Source organism: Variovorax brevis (assembly GCF_030317105.1).
GTDB lineage: Bacteria > Pseudomonadota > Gammaproteobacteria > Burkholderiales > Burkholderiaceae_C > Variovorax > Variovorax brevis.
In genome coordinates, this window is record NZ_JASZYG010000001.1 from 996298 (window position 1) to 1014270 (window position 17973).

The following is a 17973-nucleotide window of genomic DNA, read 5'->3' on the forward strand; positions in this document are numbered from 1 at the left end:
GTTGGCGCATCCGTCCGAGATGTCACATGGCTTGGACAAATCCACGCCAGCGCGCATCGAAATCATTCAGGGCGTCATGAATCAAACATCGAGGGCTTCCGTGCAACCCAGAAGCACCATCGCATCGTTGATTAACGCGATCGGCGATGGGCCCAATGCCCTGACAGCGTCATCGCAAACAGCGCCGGCGGTCACGAGGGCCGAGTTCAACAGTGACCTGCCGGCAGCCCGGATGGCGACGTATCTGCTGTTGCCGGCCTCGCGCGTAATCAGCCCGACCTTTTCAAGCAAGATCAGCCGCCGCGTTACGGCAGACAACTGAACGCCGAGAGGGCGCATCAGATCCGTCGTCGCCATGCGCCCGTTCTCGGCGCGCGACAGCATGCGCAGCAGACCGAAGTCGCCGAAGCTCAGTCCGTGAAATGTGCCGAGTTCTTCGTCGAGCTTGAGGTTCAGGCTCGCATGCGCGCGGCTGATGTTGAGACAGAAGTCGATGCTGTCGATGTTCTTCACTTGTCGTTCTCCAAGTGAGATGCGCGCTCCGCTTCGTTCAGCGGAGCACGGACAACGGATGACTTCAATCGGTTGTAGCCCCTTTCCCCATAGGACTGATGCTCTTGGCGCCACATCTCGATTAACTCATCGAGTTCAGCCTTGTAGTCGAGCAACGGGTCATCGCGCTCCTTCAGCAGATCAATGACTTCAAAGTCGAAGCTGTCCGCGCCATGTGCAATCCAGTCGCGCATCAACTCATTGTTGCGATGGCGCCTGAGCTTGAGTTCGAAGCGATGGCGGTTCATTGCCCCTTCGACATTCGTGCTGCCGCCGATGTAGACGAAGTGGTTGATCTTGTTCCTGATCATGAAGACGCCTGCGGGGACCATCTTTTCCAGGTACTGCTTCTTCAATGCACGCTTGTTCGTCATTGCCATGCCTCTACAAGCGCGGGCGTCAACACCACCGCTTGACAGCCCATGCGCACCGTGCGGCCACCGAACTTCGCTTCGTGGTCCCGTGCTTCCCGTTCGTTGGCAAACCAGTGCTTCGCAAAAGCAGGGCCCTTCTGCAGGACCTTGAAGTGCTCCAGTTCCGAAGCGGCGACATGACACAACGCCGGCCGATATCGCTCCCAGCTTTCAAAGCCTGCCTCCGCAGCGAGCAGCCGAAGAAAGTGTTTGCGCTGAAGCGTAGCGCGTCGACGAAACGCTTCTGGCAGCGCGACGCCGCGCAGCACCTCGGTGCCCAGCAAGCGTCGGAGAACTGGCAGAGATGTAGAGATCGAGTCCGATGTCGCAGCGCGATGAAGCCGCTTGGCTTCGCGCAGCACAAGCGCGGCAGAAGCGCTCTCAGTGAAAGGTGCCTGTTTGGCCGAAGAAATCCGTTGCATACCAACTCCAGGGTGGTGGGCCGATCTCGTTGCTGGCCCGGGAGGGTATGCAAGCGCGCGGCTTGCAGGGAAACAGGTGCTGACGCTTTCACGAGGCGGGCGCCCTTTGAGCCCGGGTGAAATTGTAGTGCGAAACAACGGACTGGCATTCAGAGCCGTGTCGTCGGGCACAGAGGAGGCGTCGAAAACGTGAACGTGGTCACGATGCCGGCAACGGCCCGGCCGCTCACGCCCTACGAATCAGCCGCGCGCGCTCGCCGTTCAAACCACTGGCGGCTCCAGCTTCGTCGCAACCCCATACAACGCCAGCATCCCCAGCACATGCCCCACCGCAACCCCCGGCTCCCCGGATTCAATCCGCGCAATGGTCTGGACGTGGACACCCAATCGGGCGGCTGCGACGGCCTGACCCTCGCCCGCGCTGGTGCGGGCCACCTTCGCCGCAGCACCCATGTCCTTGATTGCCTTGAGCACCTCATCACCGAGGTTCACCGAGATTCGTTTGCCTTGCGCCATCGTCGTATTGTCCCTGCCTGAACGCGTGCTGGCCGATCGCGCTGGAAAAGCTTCAGCCCGCAGCCGAAGCCACAACCCCCGCCCGCTGGCCCACGTCCGTGGACCCGCGCACCACCAGTTGCCCCGGCAACAGGATCTGCTGCGGCGGCCCATCGGCACCCCGCAGTCGATCGATCAGGCAGTTGGCCGCGGCGCGTCCGATCGACTCGGTCGGTTGGGCGATGGCGCTAAGCCCCGGCCCGATCAAATGCGCCCACTCGGGATCGTCGAACCCCAGGAAGCCCACGTCGTCGCCAAAGCGCCAACCGCATCGCGCGATGACGCTCGCGACGCGCAGCGTGACCACCGCATTGCCGGAAACGACCGCGCTGCGGCGGCCATCCCTTGCCTCCCTTGCGCGCAGCATCAGTGAGCGCACCGCCTCTTCCAGCGCAGCACCACTGTCTTCCGAGCACTCGAACACCTGGCCTGCAACGCGTTGCCCGTGCGATGAAACGCACTTGGTGAATGCAGCGGCGCGCTCCTGCCGGCTGCTCACGCCCTTCTTGGGTTCGGTGACGTACAGCAGTTCGCGGTAGTCGCAGTCGACCAGGTGCTTGCATGCGGTCGCCATCGCGGTCGCGCTGTCCAGCGCCACGAAGTCGGTCACCATGCCGCTGTGGCGCCGATCCACGAGCACTGCAGGTTTGCCGTGGTGCTTGATGGCGTCCACCACTTCAGCGCCGCGCCCCAGCGTGTTCAGGATGAAGCCGTCGACCTGGTAGCCCGCCAGCACATCGATGGCCTCGCGCTCGCGGCCACTGGCATTGCCCAGGTTGAACAGCATGACCAGGTAGCCCGCTTCCTGGCAGGCTTTCTCCGCCCCCCGCAGCACGGCGACGGAAAAAGGATTGGTGATGTCCGCCACGATCAGGCCGATGAGGCGCGAACGGCCGCGGCTCAAGGCTTGCGCCATCGGGCTGGGCGCGTACCCGAGCGACGTGATGGCCTGCTTGACGCGCGCGGCGATGTCGGGGCTGAGCAATTTCTCGTGATTGAAAAATCGCGAAACCGTGGCCTTGGACACGCCGGCCTTTGCCGCCACCGCCCCGATGGTGGGGCGACGAATTTGCAGGCTGTCGGTCATGGATTTCTAACGGTGCGCGCCATGAAGGGGCCGATCGGGGGAGATGGAGACGGATGAATTCTAGAGGCCGCAGCGCCCGCCTTCGCGCATGGCTTCATGCGTTGGCAAGCCCCCGGTTTCACCGAACACCTGCACCGCGCGAAGTGCGGCAATGACCATCAATGCGCCTGGTGCGAACTGAGGATCTGCCCCAGGAACTGGCGCAGCTTCTCGCTCTTCGGATTGGCGAAGAACTCCTGCGGCGCGCCCTGCTCGACGATGCGGCCATCGGCCATGAAGATCACGCGGTCAGCCACGCTGCGCGCAAAGCCCATCTCGTGCGTCACGCACAGCATCGTCATGCCGTCTTCGGCCAGGCCGATCATGGTGTCGAGCACTTCCTTGACCATCTCGGGGTCGAGCGCCGAGGTGGGCTCATCGAACAGCATGATCTTGGGGCTCATGCACAGCGCCCGAGCAATCGCCACGCGCTGCTGCTGGCCGCCGGACAGCTGGCTCGGATACTTGTTGGCCTGCTCCGGGATGCGAACGCGCTTGAGGTATTTCATTGCGACCTCCTCGGCCTGCTCCTTCGACATGCCGCGCGAGCGCATCGGCGCCAGCGTGCAGTTCTGCAGGATCGTCAGGTGCGGGAACAGGTTGAACTGCTGGAACACCATGCCGACCTCGGCGCGCACCGCATCGACGTTCTTGCCGCCGGCCGTGAGGTCGATGCCGTCGACCACGATCTTGCCCTGCTGCACGACCTCGAGCCGGTTGATGCAGCGGATCAGCGTCGACTTGCCCGACCCCGACGGGCCGCACACCACGATGCGCTCGCCGGCGCGCACCGACAGGTCGATGCCGGTCAGCACCTGGAACTGGCCGTAGAACTTGTTCACGCCTTCGAGCTTGATGATGGGCTCGCCCAGTGCGTGGTCGGGCAGTTGGACGTCGATTTCTTCCATGAGGAATGTCTCCTTGGGTTGTGGGAGCAAAACGGGCGAAAACTCAGCGGGCCAATGCGAGCGCGCGCTTGCGCTCCATGTGCCCGGCCAGCAGCGAGAGCGGCCAGCAGATGAGGAAGTACAGGGCCGCCACGGTGGTGAACACCTCCAGCGGCTGGAAGGTGGCGTTGTTGATGATCTGGCCGGCCCGCGTGATCTCGGTGAAGCCGATGATGGCCGCGAGCGACGTGCCCTTGATGATCTGCACCACGTAGCCCACCGTTGGCGGCAACGCGATCTTGAAGGCTTGCGGCAGCACCACGTCACGCATGCGGGCGGCGTAGTTCAGGTTGAGCGCTTGTGCCGCTTCGACCTGGCCGCGCGGAATGGCCTGGATGCAACCGCGCCAGATCTCGCCCAGGAAGGCCGCGCTGTTGAGGATGAGCGCGATGCCCGCGGCAATCCACGGATTGATCTCGATGCCGAGCACTGGCGCGCCGAAGAAGATCAGGAAGAGTTGCAACAGCAGCGGCGTGCCCTGGAAGATCTGGATGAAGCCGGTGGACAGCGCCTGGGCGACCCGGTTTTCCGAGGTGCGCCCCAGCGCGATCACCAAGCCGAGGATGGCGCCGCCGATGAAGGCGATCAGCGACAGTGCCAATGTCCACTTGGCCGCTTCGAGAATGAACAGGAACTCTGGATAGCCGAAGGTACGCATGGTGTGGTGTCTCTGTTGGGCGTTGTGAGGGCGGGTGCTCGTTCAGCGACGGTCGGGGTAGTTGAGCGCGTTGGCGTAGATCAGCTTGAACAGCGCCGAGAAACTCAGTGCCAGCGCCAGGTAAATCCCTGCCACGACGATGTAGATCTCGAAACTGCGGAAGGTCTGCGATTGCAGGTTGGCAGCCACCGAGGTCAGGTCATCGGCGGAGATCACCGACACCACCGCCGAACTCAGCATGAGCAGGATGAACTGGCTGGTGAGCGCGGGGTAGATGGCCTTGAGCGCGGGCTTGATGATGACAAAGCGGAAGATCTCCCAGCCCTTGAGATTGAGCGCCCTGCCCGCTTCGATCTGCCCCCTCGGAATCGATTCGATGCCGGCGCGGACGATTTCCGCGGCATAGGCGCCCAGGTTGACCACCATCGCCGTCAACGCGGCCGTGTAGGGCGACCAGCGCAGCCCGATGGCCGGCAGCGCGAAGAAGAAAAAGAACAGCTGAACGAGGAACGGCGTGTTGCGGATGACCTCGATGTACGCGTTGACGATGAAGCGCAACCACGCCGGCCCCGACGTCTTGCCCCAAGCACAGAAGACTGCGACCAGCAGGCCCAGCACCGTGGCAACGAGCGAGAGCTGGATCGTGATCCAGGTGCCTTTGAGGAGCAGCGGCCAGGCTGCAAGAACGGCGTCGAACTGAAACTGATAGTTCACTTGATGTGTCTCCGTGCTCGTGTTTCGATGCGTTGGTTGAATTCTATGAAACCGGTTTCAGAACACCATCAGGGATTTCCCGCGGTGGGTGCTCAAAGGCCCAAATCAGACCGGTGACTGCTGCGAACGCGCGATCTCGTCCAGCAGCGCGACGCTCATCACCTCGAAGGGCGCGGGCTTGCCGGTGTAGAGCTCGACCTGGCCGCAGAACTGGTGCAGCAGCATGCGTGTGCCGTTCACTGCGCGGCAGCCGGCAGCGCGTGCATCGCGAATGAGCTTCGTCTCCACGGGTATGAAAGCCGCGTCCATGACGAAGAGGTGACTCGCCAGTTGCTCGGGCGCGAGCGGGCTCGCATCCGGCGCGCGATAGCCGGCTGCGGTGGCGTTGACGACGCCATCGAAACCCCCGGCCTTGAACTGCGACGGCGCCCCCGCGAACTCGATGCCGAACTCGCGCGCAAAGGCCTCGCCCCGCTCCGCCGTGCGGTTGAACAGCGTGACCTTGGCACCGGCGCGTCGCATGCCCCACGCAATCGCACGCGCCGCGCCGCCGGCGCCCAGCAACGCGACGCGCCGGCCTTCGAGCGGACTCGCCTCCTCGATGGCGCGCACGGCACCGATGCAGTCCGTGTTGTAGCCCGTGAGAAAGCCGTCGCGGTTGTCGATGGTGTTGACCGCGCCGATCTCGCGCGCCGTTTCGTCCAGCGCGTCGAGGTGGGGAATCACCGCCTGCTTGTGCGGCATCGTCACGTTCATTCCGCGGATGCCGAGGGTGCGGATGGCTTGAACGCCTGCGGCCGCGTCATCGACACCGAAGCACACGAAGGTGTAGTCGACATCCAATTCGCGGTACGCCGCGTTGTGGACCTTGACGTTGAAGGTGAAAGGCTGGCCCGCCATCGAGCCGCAGAGCGTGGGAATGGAACCGGGCATGGTGCTACACCTTGGACAAATCGAATGCGGCCACCGGCTTCTGGCCGGCCAGCGCTTTCAGGAGATTGTCGGTGGCCAGTTCGGCCATGGCGCGGCGCGTCTCGTGCGTTGCAGAGCCGATGTGCGGCAGCGGCGTCACCTTGGGGTGCGTGCGCAGCCGCGAGTCCTGCGGCAAGGGCTCGACCGCGAACACGTCCAGCCCGGCCGCGCGCAAGTGGCCGCTGTCCAGCGCATCGAGCAAGGCCGCTTCCTGCACGATGGCGCCGCGCGAACCGTTCACGAAGATGGCGCCCCGCTTCATCAGCGAGAACGCGCGGGCGTCCATCAGCCCGCGGGTTTCCTCGGCCAGTGGCAGCGTCAGTGCGACGATGTCGGCGCGCGCCAGCACCTCTTCGAATGGCAGGCGCGACGCGCGGCCCGCCAGTTCGCCCGGAACCGGTACGTCGAAGGGGTCGTGGAACAACACCGGCATGCCAAACCCCAGTGCAGCGCGCCGTGCCACCGCTTGCCCGATGCGCCCGAATCCCAGCACGCCAAGGGTCTTGCCGTGAACGTCCCAGCCGAACAACTCTTCGCCGATGTTGCGCGTCCACTGGCCGTCCCGCACCAGCGTGGAAAGCTCGACCAGCCGGCGCGAAGTCGCCATGATCAGCGCGAAGACGGTGTCCGCCGTCGTCTCGGTCAACACGCCCGGCGTATGGCACAGCACGATGCCGCGCTGCTTGAGATACGGCAGGTCGTAGTTGTCGATGCCGACCGAAATGCTGGAGACGACCTCCAGTGCAGGCGCTTGCGCGAGGTCTTCGGCCGCGAGCTTGAAGCTCGATCCGATCAGGCCCTGCGCGTCGTGCAACGCCGCACGAAAGCGCGGCAGCTCTTCGGGGCGGCGCGGGTCCGCCACGGTCACGTCGTGCTGCGCGCGGATGCGCTCCAGCAGGTCGTCGGGGAGCTTGCGGAACACCACGACTTTTTTTCTCGAATCACCCATGCTGTGTCTCCTTGTTGGCTCAGCGCGGCATCGAACGGATCGACGACGGGCCGCCGGGAACGGCGAGGCGCTCGCCGGTGTCGCGCAGTTTGCCGGCATCGACCGCGTAGACCGCAATCTGCTTTTCGACATTGAACTGCACGAGGATGTACTTGCTGTCGGCGGTGAACACAACGCCCTGCCCTCCTTCGCCAGCGGGCAGGTCGCCAACGCGATGCGCCTGGCCCTCGCGGATTTCGAAAAGCACCAGGCGCCCGCGCTCCCGGCGAGCGGGATTGCCGGGCTTGAGGTTCGAGCCGTCCATGGACTGCGCAGCGATCCAGCGGCCGTCGGGCGAGATGGCAACGCCTTCGGGCAGCGAGGGCACCGTCAGGTGCTGCACGGCGCGGAAGGGACGCTTGGAGATGTCGACCAGGGTCAGCGTGTCGGCATCGCCCGACATCACACCGACGTCGCCCGGCAACCCTGCGAGCCCCACATTGCCGACCACCGCCCAACGGCCGTCGCCCGACACGTCGATCGCGTACGGTGCGATGCCGGTGGAAACGCGTTCGCGGCGTGTCGTGACGCCTCCAGACGCCACGTCCAGCACCATCACGCCCTGCTCGTCGCGCAGCGCCACCAGCGCCGACTGTCCGTCGGGCGTGAAGGTGACACCGGCCAGCCGAACTTTTGACAGCGCCAGCTCGCCCGTTGGTACCAGCGTCTTGCCCTTGATCTCGAAGGACGCCACGGTGCCGCCCACGGTGGCCGCCAGCAGCACGGTGCCGGCGCGGTTCACGGCCAGTCCCTGCGGGTGGTGCGCGAGCGTCACCTTGTCGATGACGCGTGGCGGCTTGGCCTCCAGGTCGACCAGCTGCAGGTAGTTTTCAAGCACGTTCTTCTGCGCGGCGCGGTCATAGCGGTTGGGCGCCGAGACGATCGCCAGCTTGCCGTCGGGCGTGATGGCCACCGCCTGCGGTGGCCCGGCGATGGCAGCGGCAACCTCGACCGTGGCCACGATGCGCGGCGGAAAGCTCGTTGCGTCGATCACGTTGAGCGAATCCGGCCCGGCGCCTTCAGGGAAGGTGTCGGTGCCTGCGACCCGCTGGTACTTGGCGTCGTTGGTGGAGACGATCAGGTCGGCCGCAAATGCTGTCGTGGTCATGGCGATGATCCCGCAGGCCAGTGCGCTTGCGTGTTTGAGTTTCATGAGGATGCTGCGCTCCGTTGCGTGGTGCGCGTCAGCGTGCAGGCTTCTCGCGCGAGTTCGGTGATGCGCGCCCAGTCTTTTGCCGCGACGGCATCGGCGGGCGTGAGCCACGAACCGCCGACGCAGGCGACGTTGGGCAGCGCGAGGAAGTCCGGAGCCGTTGCGAACGAGACGCCGCCGGTCGGGCAGAAGCTCACATCGGGGAACGGGCCGCCGAGGGCCTTCAGCATGCCGATGCCGCCGGCCTGCTGCGCCGGAAAGAGCTTCAACTCGGTGAAGCCGGCCGCGCGTGCAGCGATGACGTCGGACGGCGTCATCACACCGGGCAGCAAGGGCAGCGCGCTGTCGCGGGCTGCTGCGATCAACTCGGGCGTCAGGCCCGGGCTCACACCGAACACCGCGCCGGCCTTCAGCGCTGCGTCGAAGTCCGCGTTGCGGGTGATCGTTCCCACGCCGGTGATGGCGCCTTCGACCTCGTTCGCGATGGCGCGGATCGCCTCCAGCGCCACAGGCGTGCGCAAGGTCAGTTCGAGCACGCGAACACCGCCGGCCACCAGCGCGCGCGCCAGCGGCACCGCGTCTTCCAGCCTGTCGATGACGATGACCGGAATGACCGGCCCGGTACGCATGATGTTCAGGATGCTCATGCTGCAACTCCTTCGGTGAAGACGAAATGGCCATGGACGGGCGCCTCGTGTGGCTTGCCCGCCGTGGCATAAGGCTCGGCCGCTTGAAAGGTGATCGCACCCTCTTCCGCGCCCAGCGCGTTGGCGCGGAACGCGGCGAACAGTTCGCGGCCCATGCCGTGGCGCGACGCTTCGAGATCGACGATGGCGGGTTGCCGCGCCTGCCACTCGGCCGCATCGACGCGCACGTCGAGCAGGCCGCGCTCGGCATCCAGCACGATCGTGTCGCCATCGCGCACCCGCGCCAGCGGCCCGCCCGCCAGGCACTCGGGCGTCACGTGGATCGCCGCGGGCACCTTGCCTGAAGCGCCCGACATGCGGCCGTCCGTGACGAGCGCCACGCGGAACCCCTGGTCCTGCAACACGCCCAGCAGCGGCGTGAGCTTGTGCAGTTCAGGCATGCCGTTGGCGCGCGGGCCCTGGAAGCGGACCACGGCCACAAAGTCGCGGCGCAGTTCGCCGCGATCGAAGGCTGCCATCACGGCTTCCTGTGTGTCGAACACCAGAGCGGGCGCCTCCACCACGCGGTGCTCGGGCTTGACGGCCGAGGTCTTGATGACGGCGCGGCCGAGCTTGCCGGTGAGCAGCTTCAGTCCGCCATCGGCGCTGAACGGTGCCGATGCCGGTGCGAGCACGCCGTTGTCAGCACTCGGTCGTGGCACCTCGCGCCAGGCCAGCCGCCCGCCGTCGTCGAGGTGCGGTTGTTGGCGATAGCGCGCCAGCCCGCCGGGGCCAGCCACTGTGAGGGTGTCGCCGTGCAGCAGCCCCGCGTCGAGCAACTCGCCGATCACGTAGCCCATGCCGCCAAGCGCGTGGAACTGGTTCACGTCGGCCTTGCCGTTCGGATAGACGCGCGCCAGCAGCGGCACCACGTCGGAGAGGTCGCGGAAGTCGTCCCAGTTGATGACGATGCCGGCCGCTCGCGCGATCGCGACGAGGTGGATCGTGTGGTTGGTCGAACCGCCCGTGGCCAGCAGGCCGACAATGGCGTTGGCGATCGCGCGCTCGTCGACGACGCGGCCAATGGGCGTGTACTCGTCGCCCTCGGCACCAATTGCCACCGCCCGCCTCGCGGCCTCGGCGGTCAGCGCGTCGCGCAAGGGCGTGCCGGGGTTGACGAAGGCCGCGCCCGGCAGGTGCAGACCCATCACTTCCATCAGCATCTGGTTGCTGTTGGCCGTGCCGTAGAAGGTGCAGGTGCCCGCGGAGTGATAGGACTTCTCTTCGGATTCGAGCAAGGCGTCGCGCCCGACTTCGCCCTTGGCGAAGCGCTGGCGCACGCGCGCCTTCTCGTCGTTGGAGATGCCCGAAGGCATCGGCCCGCCGGGCACGAAGATCGTGGGCAGGTGGCTGAACTGCAATGCGCCGATGAGCAGGCCCGGCACGATCTTGTCGCAGATGCCCAGGCACAAGGCGGCATCGAACATGTTGTGCGACAGCGCGACCGCGGTGGACAGTGCAATCACGTCGCGGCTGAACAGCGACAGCTCCATGCCCGGCTCGCCCTGCGTGACGCCGTCGCACATCGCCGGCACGCCGCCCGCGAACTGCGCGGTCGCACCGGCCTCGCGTGCCGCCTGCTTGATGAGCGCGGGATAGTGCTCGAAGGGTTGGTGCGCCGACAGCATGTCGTTGTACGAAGAGACGATCGCCAGGTTGGGCAGGCGCATCTCGCGCAACATGATCTTGTCGCCTTCCGGTGCCGCCGCGTAGGCATGCGCGAGGTTCGTGCAACCGAGGGCCTGGCGGATCGGGCCCCTGGCGCGAGCATGTTCGAGGCGGGACAGGTAGGCCGAACGCGACGTGGCGCTGCGGCTGCGGATACGGTCGGTGACCGCCTGGAGAACGGGATGAAGGCTCAATGAACTCTCCTGCCGAGTGTGGCGTGGGTGGGGTGGCGTGAAACCGGTTTCAACTCGAGGCAAAAAAATCGCCAACCGGATCGACTGGCCCACACATCGAACATGTGGGAGGCCTTCGTCCGTCCGGCTGGCGCGGCTGGCAACTGTTGCCAGCCATTCACCGCATCACATCTTGGGCAAATCAACGCCAAGCCACTTGCGATAGAGCTTGTTGAGTTCGCCATTGGCCGTGTTGCGGGCGACGAATTCATTGACGTTCTTGAGCAGGTCATCCTGACCCGGCCGCATCACGATGCCCATGAACTGCTGGCGCAGCACGAACTTCTCTTCAAACGCGCCGGGCACGCGTTTGGAGATCTGGTTGGCCACGATGGTGGGGCAGCCGATGGCCTCGACCTGGCCGGAGATGAGCGCCTGCATGGCCGACGAATCGTCGTCGAAGCGGCGGATCTCGGTGCCCTCCGGCGCAGCGGCCGTGAGCGCCACGTCTTGCGTACTCGCACGCGTGACACCCACGCGCAGGCCCTTGAGGTCCGCCGCTGTCTTGATCGGCGTCTTGGTCGTGCCGTAGAGCACGATGGTGGCGGCCGAATACGGCGTGGAGAACTGCACCTGCTTCGAACGCTCCGGCGTGATAGCCAGCACGGCCACCAGCACATCGACCTTGTTGGTCAGCACATAGGGAATGCGGTTGGGCCCGGTCACGGTCACCATGTTGACCTTCACGCCCCAATCCTTGGCCAGCAGCCTGGCGACGTCGGCGTCGTAGCCGTCGGGCTGGTTCTGTGCGTTCGTCGTGGCGAAGGGCGGCACGTCCACCATCACGCCGACGGTGATCTCGCCCTTCTTCTTGATGTCGGACATGGACTGGGCGCAGGCGGTGAACGCGGGCAAGGCCAGGGTGACAAAAAGCCCCGAAGCAAGCAAGGCGCGGCGGAAAGCGAAGCGAATCATGCAAGGTCTCCTATGTGGTGGCTCATTGTATGAAACCGGTTTCAGGAACACCCTGGGGATTTCCCCTGGGAAGAGTTTTTCTTTGCGGTCGCTGGCTCTGCGCAGTCAGTGCGGCGGTGGCTCTGCACAGTGAGCGCAGCCGGTGACTCTGCGCAGTCAGTGCGGCCGGTGGCTCGTGGCCCGGTCAGTCCAGGCGCGAGCCGCTACCTGACGCTTCGAACAGGTGCACCGTTCCCGCCTTCGCTCGCAGGTGCAAGCGATCGCCCGGCGCCACGTCCAGGCGCTCGCGCACCAGCGCCATCACCTGTGTCGCGCCCCATTGCAGCGTGAGCTGAGTCTCCGAGCCCAGCGGCTCCACCAGCAGCACCTGCGCCGCCACGCCCTCGCCTGCCGCGCAGGGCTCCAGGTGTTCCGGACGCACGCCGCAGATCACCTCACGGCCGGCGTACGCAGCGGCGCCCGGCATGGGCAACAGCAAGCCGCCGGCCCCTGCAAAGCCTTCAGGCGTGCAATGCCCGGAAATGAAGTTCATCGCCGGCGAACCGATGAAGCCGGCCACGAACAGGTTGGCTGGCCGGTCGAACAACGCCAGCGGCGCACCCACCTGCTCGACGCGCCCGGCGTTGAGCACCACGATGCGGTCGGCCATGGTCATGGCCTCGACCTGGTCGTGCGTGACGTAGACGGTGGTGGTCTTGAGCTTCTGGTGCAAGGCCTTGATCTCGCCGCGCATCACGATGCGAAGCTTGGCGTCCAGGTTGGACAGCGGCTCGTCGAACAGGAAGACCTGCGGGTCGCGCACGATGGCGCGTCCCATGGCCACGCGCTGGCGCTGGCCGCCGGAGAGCTGTCGCGGATAACGGTCGAGCAGTTGCGCCAGGCCCAGGATGCCGGCCGCCCATCGCACCCGCTGCGCAACCTCGGCCCTGGGCCGGCCGCGGTGTTCCAGCGAGAAGCCCATGTTGGCCTCCACCGTCATGTGCGGATATAGCGCGTAGTTCTGGAACACCATCGCGATGTCGCGGTCCTTCGGGTCCAGTTCGGTCACGTCGCGCGTGCCGATGCGGATGCGCCCCTGCGTGACCGATTCCAGCCCCGCGATCATGCGCAGCAGCGTTGACTTGCCGCAGCCCGAGGGGCCCACCAGCGCGACGAACTCGCCATCGCGGATCGACAGGTCGATGCCGTGGATGACGGCGGTGGCGCCGTAGTGTTTTCGAACTTGCGCGAGCTGGACTTCTGCCATGAATGCGATGAATGGTTGGGACGATCACTTGAGCCCGGTGTGGGCCAGGCCTTCGACGAACTGCTTTTGCGCCAGCACGAACACGACGAGCACCGGCAGCGCGGTGAGCGTGGCCGCCGCCAGCTGGATGTTCCACATCGGTCCGCCGTAGGCGTCGGTGTATTGCGTCAGCGCCTGGGGCAAGGTGAACATGCCGGGCGTGGACAGGAACACGATCGGCTCCAGGTACAGGTTCCAGCTGTGCAGGAAGGTGAAGATGGCCACCGACGCCAACGCCGGCCGTGCCAGCGGCAGCGCGATGCTGCGGAAAATCCTGAAGCGCCCGAGGCCATCCACCCGCGCCGCTTCCTCCAACTCCACCGGCAAGGTGATGAAGAACTGGCGCATCACGAAGGTGGCAAACACGCTCGGCGCGCCGAACACCGGAATCAGCAAGAGCGGCCAGTGCGTGTTCACCAGCCCCAGCTTCAGGAACAGCTGGAACAGCGGCACGATGGTCACTTCCGAAGGAATCAACAGGCCAGTGAGCACCACGACAAAGAGCGCATTCGCACCCGGAAAGCGGATGCGCGCAAAGGCGTAGCCCGCCATCGACGAAACGACCAGCGTTCCGGCCGTGACAAGGGCAGCGATGTAGGCCGAGTTCCAGTACTGCTGCGCGAAGGGCTGGATGGTGAACACCTGCTTGTAGCTGCTCCAGTCCGGGTGCGCGGGAAAGAGCTGCGGCGGGAACACGAAGATCTCGCTGATCGGCTTGAGCGATGAGGTCACCATCCACCACGTGGGAAACACGAAGGGGATGAGCAGCACGCACATCAGCCCGTAGAGCGCCACCTTCACCCGCGGCGAGAGTTCACTGTTCATGAAAGACGAACTTCCTGCGCAGCTGCCACTGCGCCAGCGTCAGCAGCGCCACGATGACGAACAGCAGCACCGCCAGCGTCGAGCCGTAGCCGAAGCGCTGGAACTGGAAGGTCTGCTGGTACAGGTAGTACACCAGCACGGTGGTCGACACGCCCGGCCCGCCCTGCGTGAGCACCGCGATCTGCGCAAACACCTGCAGCGAGCCGACGATGGTGATGATGGAGGTGAGCAGCACGGTCGGGCTGATCAGCGGCAAGGTGATGCGCCTGAACTGCCGCCACGCCGGCGCGCCGTCGATGCGCGCGGCCTCGTACAGCTCGCGCGGCACGCCCTGCAGCGCGGCCAGGAACAGCACCATGTTCAGGCCCACGTTCTTGAACACCTGCACCACGATCACCGACACCATCGCGGTGCCTGGCGAGCGCAGCCAGTTGGGCCCCTCGATGCCCACCAGCGCCAGCACCCCGTTGATGCCGCCGTTGTGCTGCAGCAGAAAGCCCCACACGATGGTCCAGGCCACCAGCGACACCACCACGGGCGAGAAGAACAGCGTGCGCAAGAGCGTGATGCCGGCCAGCTTCTGGTTGAGCAGCACAGCCAGCAGCAGCGCCAGCGCAAGGTTGAAGACCACCAGGCCGACGCAGAACAGCGCAGTGGCGCCCAGCACGCCCGGCAGCGTCGGGTCTTGCAACAGTTGCTGGTAGTTCTGCGTACCGGTGTAGTTGAAGGTATTGGCCAGCACGTTCCACTCGTGCAGCGAATACCAGAACACCAGCGCCAGCGGCAGCAACACGAAGAGCGCGATGCCCGCTAGCTGCGGCGCGGCGAACAGGTAACCGGCCACACTGTCGCGGCGCGCCATCGTCCAGAACGAACGGCGCCCGTCTTGCGGCTCGTCGGTCATCGCTCGGTGCATCGCTGGCGATGGCTTATTGCGACAGCAGCGGACCGATCTGGCCGCACACCGACTGCATCGCCGCCTGGATGTTCGCTTGCGGCTGCCACACCGCGTCCAGGCCCGAGCGCACCATCTGCTGCAGCCGCGCGAAGCCGGTGTGGCCCGGCATCAGCTTGCCGGTCGAGATGCCCGAAACCACCACGGCGTCGAGCTGAGCCGGCGACAGCAGTGCATTGGTCTTGCCCAGCGTCTGCGCGTTGAGTTGCGACTTGCGTGCCGAGGGGAAGAACTGCGCGAGCCGGGCCGAGTTCTCCGGGTTCGTCATGTAAGCCACGAAGCGCGTGGCCGTCGGCGCGTTCTTGCTCGCCTTGAGCACACCCACACCCGCCTGCCCCACCAGCGCGTATTCGCCCACCGGACCCTTGGGCAGGGGCACCAGGTCCCAGGCGAAAGACTTGTCCTTGGGCAGCAGCGACGCGCGGCTGATCTGCGTGATGGTCATGGCCGCGTCGCCGGCGAAAAAGTCCACGCTCTGGCCCGGACCGGGGATGGCCTTCTTGTTGAACACCGCGTCGTGCACGAAGGTCAAGGCGTCCACCATCGGCTTGTCGGCCAGCGTGCAGCGCTTGCCGTCAGCGCTCCAGGGCGTGGCGCCCCAGCCATAGGTGACCGACGACAGGTATTGCCAGGCCTGGAAGTTGAAGTCGCGCACCACCAGGCCGCCCTTGCCGGGCTGCGACTGCGCCACGGCCTGCGCGGTGGCGATGGCGTTGGGCCAGGTCCATTGGCCGGCGGCGATCAATTCGGCCGGCGTCTTCGCGCCCGCCTTCTTGATGAGGTCGTTGTTGACGAACACGCCAAACGGCGAGGTCGAGAAGGGATAAGCGTAGAGCTGGCCGTCGCGGCTCCAGCGCTCGGTGGCGCTGGCAGGCACCTCCCCCAGGTTGTAGCCGGCGGTGGCATTGAGCGCCGCCGTGAGCGGCACCAGCGCGCCCGAATTGACGAAGTCGTAGGCCGAGGTCTCGAAGATCCAGGCCATGTCCGGCGCATTGCCGCCAGCGATCTGCGTGGTCAGCGCGGTGGTGTAGTTCTCGAAGGGCAGCGGCTCGAAGCGCACGTTGACGTTGGGGTTGTCCTTCTTGAAGCCCTCGGCGATGTCGTTGAAGAGCTTCAGGTGCGCTTCGTTGGCGCTCCAGATGGTCATGCGCAGGTTGACCTCCTGCGCCATCGCAACGCCGGCGAAGGAAAGCGCGAGTGCGCCAGTGACGGCAGCCAGCAGCGAACGTTTGCGAATGGAATGGGCCATGTTGTCTCCTCGGTTCTTGGTGAATGCGCGGTCGATGAAATTCAATAGGCCTGCACGTCAGGCCAGTGCAGTTGCACACCGGCCTGCTCGAGCCGCACGTGGAACCCGGCCAGCTGCGCGTCCGAGGCCTGCACCTGATGTGGCGTCGTGCCGGTGTTCAGGCAGTGCGCGGCCAGCATGCCGGCGACCTCGCCCACGTTCCATTCCACCGGATGCAGGCGGTAGCAACCGTTCGTGATGTGGGTGGTGGCGATGTTCTTGCCGCCGGCCAGCAGGTTCGTCATGCGCCGCGGCAGCAGCGCGCCCAGAGGAATCTCGAAGGGGCAGGAAGGCACGTCGATGTAGTTGTCGCCGCCGGTGGACGGGTGCAGGTCGATGCGGTACATGCCCACGCCCACGCTGTCGCGGTACTTCACCGCCCCCTGGTCGCCGCGCACGGCATGCGACAGGTGCTGCTCGACGATGCGCGTCACACCCAGGATGCGCCGGCTCTCGCGGATGTAGGGCGCCATGGCCAGGCCATGCCCGGTGCCGGTGACGTCGCCGCGCAGGCGCAGGCCCCGAAAGCCATTGCCGCCGTCCGCGCGCGGCGCCTCGGTCTGCAGCCAATAGAACATCGAATAAGACAGCTCGGCCGCGGCCTTGAGGTGGCGCTCCTTGTCGGCCTCGGACAGGTCGATGATCGAGGCGTCCATGTAGTCGATCATTGGCCAGTTCACCAGGCAGATGTCCGAGGCGTAGGCGCCCGGCACGAAGTTGCGGCGCGCCGCGATGCGCCGGAAGGTCCACAGGTTGTGGTCGCCGCCGCCCTTGCGCTGGTCGGCGTCCACCAGCAGCGGGTCGTCGTCGGGGTTGGGCGTGAAGCTGCGCTCGACGATTTCCAGCGTGCGCGGATGCGGCGCCTTGAAGCCCAGCAGCGGCCCGCCCCAGAAGCGGGGTTGCACGGTGCGCCAGTGGTCGTAGTTCTTCGGCTTGTCGATGGTCTGGTCGCCATCGACGTGGTCGATGGCAAAGCAGATCGACACCGCCTGCACGTTGTCCGGCTGCGCCGTGGCGGGCGCGCTCGGCTCGCCCGTGTCGGCTTGGCTTTCGAAGCCCTTGGCGTACTCGGTGCCGGTGAGCGGAAGCAAGTCGCCCAACTCGGTGGCGTCGATGACATAGGCGGCCGCGACCGTCACTTCGCGCCCGCTGTCGCGGTGGCGCAGGGTGACGGCGCGCACCCTGTCGCCCTGCGTGTCCGCCGCCACCGGACGGTAGGGCTGCAGCACGGTCAGCAGGCCGGCGCCGCGCCAGGGCGCGAGCATGGCCTCGAGCACGGCCAGCCCCACGCGCGGCTCGGCGCAGACGCGGCTCACCCAGCCGGCACCGGGGTTCAGGTCGGGCCAGGCGCGGCTGACCTCGGTCAAGGGATAGTGGTCGCGGTAGTACTGGCGAATGCCGTTGCGCAGCTTCCGATAGCGACGCGTGATGCCGAACTGCTCGACCCATGTGTGCTCGTCCGGCGGCACGGCCTGGCTGGTGAGCTGGCCGCCGATCCAGTCGTACTCCTCGCTCATCACCACGCGGCGCCCCGCCTCCAGCGCGCCGAGAGCGGCTGCGACGCCGCCCAAGCCACCGCCCACGATGAGGATGTCGGTCTTCAGTTCTTGCATGCTTG

Annotated in this window: 19 protein-coding genes; all 19 read right to left on the bottom strand. The window is 65.9% G+C overall.

The features are described 5' to 3' along the window. Positions 1-81: 81 nt before the first annotated feature. The 19 genes from QTI66_RS04290 to QTI66_RS04380 all read right to left on the bottom strand — a co-directional run bounded on the left by QTI66_RS04290 (position 82) and on the right by QTI66_RS04380 (position 17968). Positions 82-513, bottom strand: coding sequence for a MarR family winged helix-turn-helix transcriptional regulator (locus QTI66_RS04290; RefSeq protein WP_286557689.1), 432 nt, complete (start codon positions 511-513; stop codon positions 82-84). Continuing rightward, entirely contained in the window at positions 510-932 is a 423-nt protein-coding gene (locus tag QTI66_RS04295; RefSeq protein WP_286557690.1) for a GIY-YIG nuclease family protein, read from the bottom strand. The genes QTI66_RS04290 and QTI66_RS04295 overlap by 4 nt, the downstream gene beginning before the upstream one ends. Beyond that, positions 923-1387 carry a hypothetical protein gene (locus QTI66_RS04300; protein ID WP_286557691.1) on the bottom strand — a complete coding sequence of 155 codons (465 nt, stop codon included), beginning with the start codon at positions 1385-1387 and terminating at the stop codon, positions 923-925. Before QTI66_RS04300 ends, QTI66_RS04295 begins: the two co-directional genes overlap by 10 nt. 261 nt (positions 1388-1648) lie before the next feature. Next, positions 1649-1903 (bottom strand): helix-turn-helix domain-containing protein, encoded by a 255-nt coding sequence (locus tag QTI66_RS04305; protein WP_286557692.1) that lies wholly within the window; start codon positions 1901-1903, stop codon positions 1649-1651. A gap of 52 nt (positions 1904-1955) precedes the next feature. Continuing rightward, positions 1956-3029, bottom strand: coding sequence for a LacI family DNA-binding transcriptional regulator (locus QTI66_RS04310; RefSeq protein WP_286557694.1), 1074 nt, complete (start codon positions 3027-3029; stop codon positions 1956-1958). 158 nt (positions 3030-3187) lie between these two features. Next, on the bottom strand, positions 3188-3976 hold the full coding sequence (locus tag QTI66_RS04315; protein WP_286557695.1) for an amino acid ABC transporter ATP-binding protein: 789 nt from the start codon (positions 3974-3976) through the stop codon (positions 3188-3190). Between the two features lie 43 nt (positions 3977-4019). Further along, positions 4020-4673, bottom strand: a complete 654-nt coding sequence (locus QTI66_RS04320) for an amino acid ABC transporter permease (RefSeq protein ID WP_286557696.1) — start codon at positions 4671-4673, stop codon at positions 4020-4022. 42 nt (positions 4674-4715) lie between these two features. Beyond that, positions 4716-5387 carry an amino acid ABC transporter permease gene (locus QTI66_RS04325; RefSeq protein WP_286557697.1) on the bottom strand — a complete coding sequence of 224 codons (672 nt, stop codon included), beginning with the start codon at positions 5385-5387 and terminating at the stop codon, positions 4716-4718. Between the two features lie 105 nt (positions 5388-5492). Next, positions 5493-6320, bottom strand: a complete 828-nt coding sequence (locus tag QTI66_RS04330) for a shikimate dehydrogenase family protein (protein ID WP_286557698.1) — start codon at positions 6318-6320, stop codon at positions 5493-5495. Positions 6321-6324: 4 nt separating this feature from the next. Continuing rightward, positions 6325-7308, bottom strand: coding sequence for a 2-hydroxyacid dehydrogenase (locus tag QTI66_RS04335; protein WP_286557699.1), 984 nt, complete (start codon positions 7306-7308; stop codon positions 6325-6327). A 19-nt stretch (positions 7309-7327) separates the two neighbouring features. After that, positions 7328-8500, bottom strand: a complete 1173-nt coding sequence (locus QTI66_RS04340; RefSeq protein ID WP_286557701.1) for a lactonase family protein — start codon at positions 8498-8500, stop codon at positions 7328-7330. Next, on the bottom strand, positions 8497-9147 hold the full coding sequence (locus tag QTI66_RS04345) for a bifunctional 4-hydroxy-2-oxoglutarate aldolase/2-dehydro-3-deoxy-phosphogluconate aldolase (protein WP_286557702.1): 651 nt from the start codon (positions 9145-9147) through the stop codon (positions 8497-8499). The genes QTI66_RS04340 and QTI66_RS04345 overlap by 4 nt, the downstream gene beginning before the upstream one ends. Then, on the bottom strand, positions 9144-11048 hold the full coding sequence (edd, locus tag QTI66_RS04350; RefSeq protein WP_286557703.1) for a phosphogluconate dehydratase: 1905 nt from the start codon (positions 11046-11048) through the stop codon (positions 9144-9146). Before edd ends, QTI66_RS04345 begins: the two co-directional genes overlap by 4 nt. A 165-nt stretch (positions 11049-11213) precedes the next feature. After that, the gene (locus QTI66_RS04355; protein ID WP_286557704.1) at positions 11214-12002 is read right to left on the bottom strand and encodes a transporter substrate-binding domain-containing protein; all 789 of its coding nucleotides are present in this window, start codon (positions 12000-12002) and stop codon (positions 11214-11216) included. Between the two features lie 184 nt (positions 12003-12186). Then, complete coding sequence (locus QTI66_RS04360; RefSeq protein ID WP_286557705.1) at positions 12187-13248, bottom strand: ABC transporter ATP-binding protein; 1062 nt, start codon at positions 13246-13248, stop codon at positions 12187-12189. A gap of 24 nt (positions 13249-13272) precedes the next feature. Continuing rightward, positions 13273-14112, bottom strand: coding sequence for a carbohydrate ABC transporter permease (locus QTI66_RS04365; protein WP_286557706.1), 840 nt, complete (start codon positions 14110-14112; stop codon positions 13273-13275). Continuing rightward, entirely contained in the window at positions 14102-15016 is a 915-nt protein-coding gene (locus QTI66_RS04370; protein WP_286557707.1) for a carbohydrate ABC transporter permease, read from the bottom strand. Before QTI66_RS04370 ends, QTI66_RS04365 begins: the two co-directional genes overlap by 11 nt. A gap of 25 nt (positions 15017-15041) precedes the next feature. After that, the gene (locus tag QTI66_RS04375) at positions 15042-16316 is read right to left on the bottom strand and encodes an ABC transporter substrate-binding protein (protein ID WP_286557708.1); all 1275 of its coding nucleotides are present in this window, start codon (positions 16314-16316) and stop codon (positions 15042-15044) included. A gap of 41 nt (positions 16317-16357) precedes the next feature. After that, the gene (locus tag QTI66_RS04380; RefSeq protein WP_286557710.1) at positions 16358-17968 is read right to left on the bottom strand and encodes an FAD-dependent oxidoreductase; all 1611 of its coding nucleotides are present in this window, start codon (positions 17966-17968) and stop codon (positions 16358-16360) included. Positions 17969-17973 lie beyond the last annotated feature (5 nt).

What these genes read in the sequence shown, in the direction of transcription:
- QTI66_RS04295 (WP_286557690.1), bottom strand. Translation starts at nt 932, where the DNA reads ATGGCAATGACGAACAAGCGTGCATTGAAGAAGCAGTACCTGGAAAAG.
- QTI66_RS04300 (WP_286557691.1), bottom strand. Translation starts at nt 1,387, where the DNA reads ATGCAACGGATTTCTTCGGCCAAACAGGCACCTTTCACTGAGAGCGCT.
- QTI66_RS04305 (WP_286557692.1), bottom strand. Translation starts at nt 1,903, where the DNA reads ATGGCGCAAGGCAAACGAATCTCGGTGAACCTCGGTGATGAGGTGCTC.
- QTI66_RS04310 (WP_286557694.1), bottom strand. Translation starts at nt 3,029, where the DNA reads ATGACCGACAGCCTGCAAATTCGTCGCCCCACCATCGGGGCGGTGGCG.
- QTI66_RS04315 (WP_286557695.1), bottom strand. Translation starts at nt 3,976, where the DNA reads ATGGAAGAAATCGACGTCCAACTGCCCGACCACGCACTGGGCGAGCCC.
- QTI66_RS04320 (WP_286557696.1), bottom strand. Translation starts at nt 4,673, where the DNA reads ATGCGTACCTTCGGCTATCCAGAGTTCCTGTTCATTCTCGAAGCGGCC.
- QTI66_RS04330 (WP_286557698.1), bottom strand. Translation starts at nt 6,320, where the DNA reads ATGCCCGGTTCCATTCCCACGCTCTGCGGCTCGATGGCGGGCCAGCCT.
- QTI66_RS04335 (WP_286557699.1), bottom strand. Translation starts at nt 7,308, where the DNA reads ATGGGTGATTCGAGAAAAAAAGTCGTGGTGTTCCGCAAGCTCCCCGAC.
- QTI66_RS04340 (WP_286557701.1), bottom strand. Translation starts at nt 8,500, where the DNA reads ATGAAACTCAAACACGCAAGCGCACTGGCCTGCGGGATCATCGCCATG.
- QTI66_RS04345 (WP_286557702.1), bottom strand. Translation starts at nt 9,147, where the DNA reads ATGAGCATCCTGAACATCATGCGTACCGGGCCGGTCATTCCGGTCATC.
- QTI66_RS04355 (WP_286557704.1), bottom strand. Translation starts at nt 12,002, where the DNA reads ATGATTCGCTTCGCTTTCCGCCGCGCCTTGCTTGCTTCGGGGCTTTTT.
- QTI66_RS04360 (WP_286557705.1), bottom strand. Translation starts at nt 13,248, where the DNA reads ATGGCAGAAGTCCAGCTCGCGCAAGTTCGAAAACACTACGGCGCCACC.
- QTI66_RS04365 (WP_286557706.1), bottom strand. Translation starts at nt 14,112, where the DNA reads ATGAACAGTGAACTCTCGCCGCGGGTGAAGGTGGCGCTCTACGGGCTG.
- QTI66_RS04370 (WP_286557707.1), bottom strand. Translation starts at nt 15,016, where the DNA reads ATGACCGACGAGCCGCAAGACGGGCGCCGTTCGTTCTGGACGATGGCG.
- QTI66_RS04375 (WP_286557708.1), bottom strand. Translation starts at nt 16,316, where the DNA reads ATGGCCCATTCCATTCGCAAACGTTCGCTGCTGGCTGCCGTCACTGGC.
- QTI66_RS04380 (WP_286557710.1), bottom strand. Translation starts at nt 17,968, where the DNA reads ATGCAAGAACTGAAGACCGACATCCTCATCGTGGGCGGTGGCTTGGGC.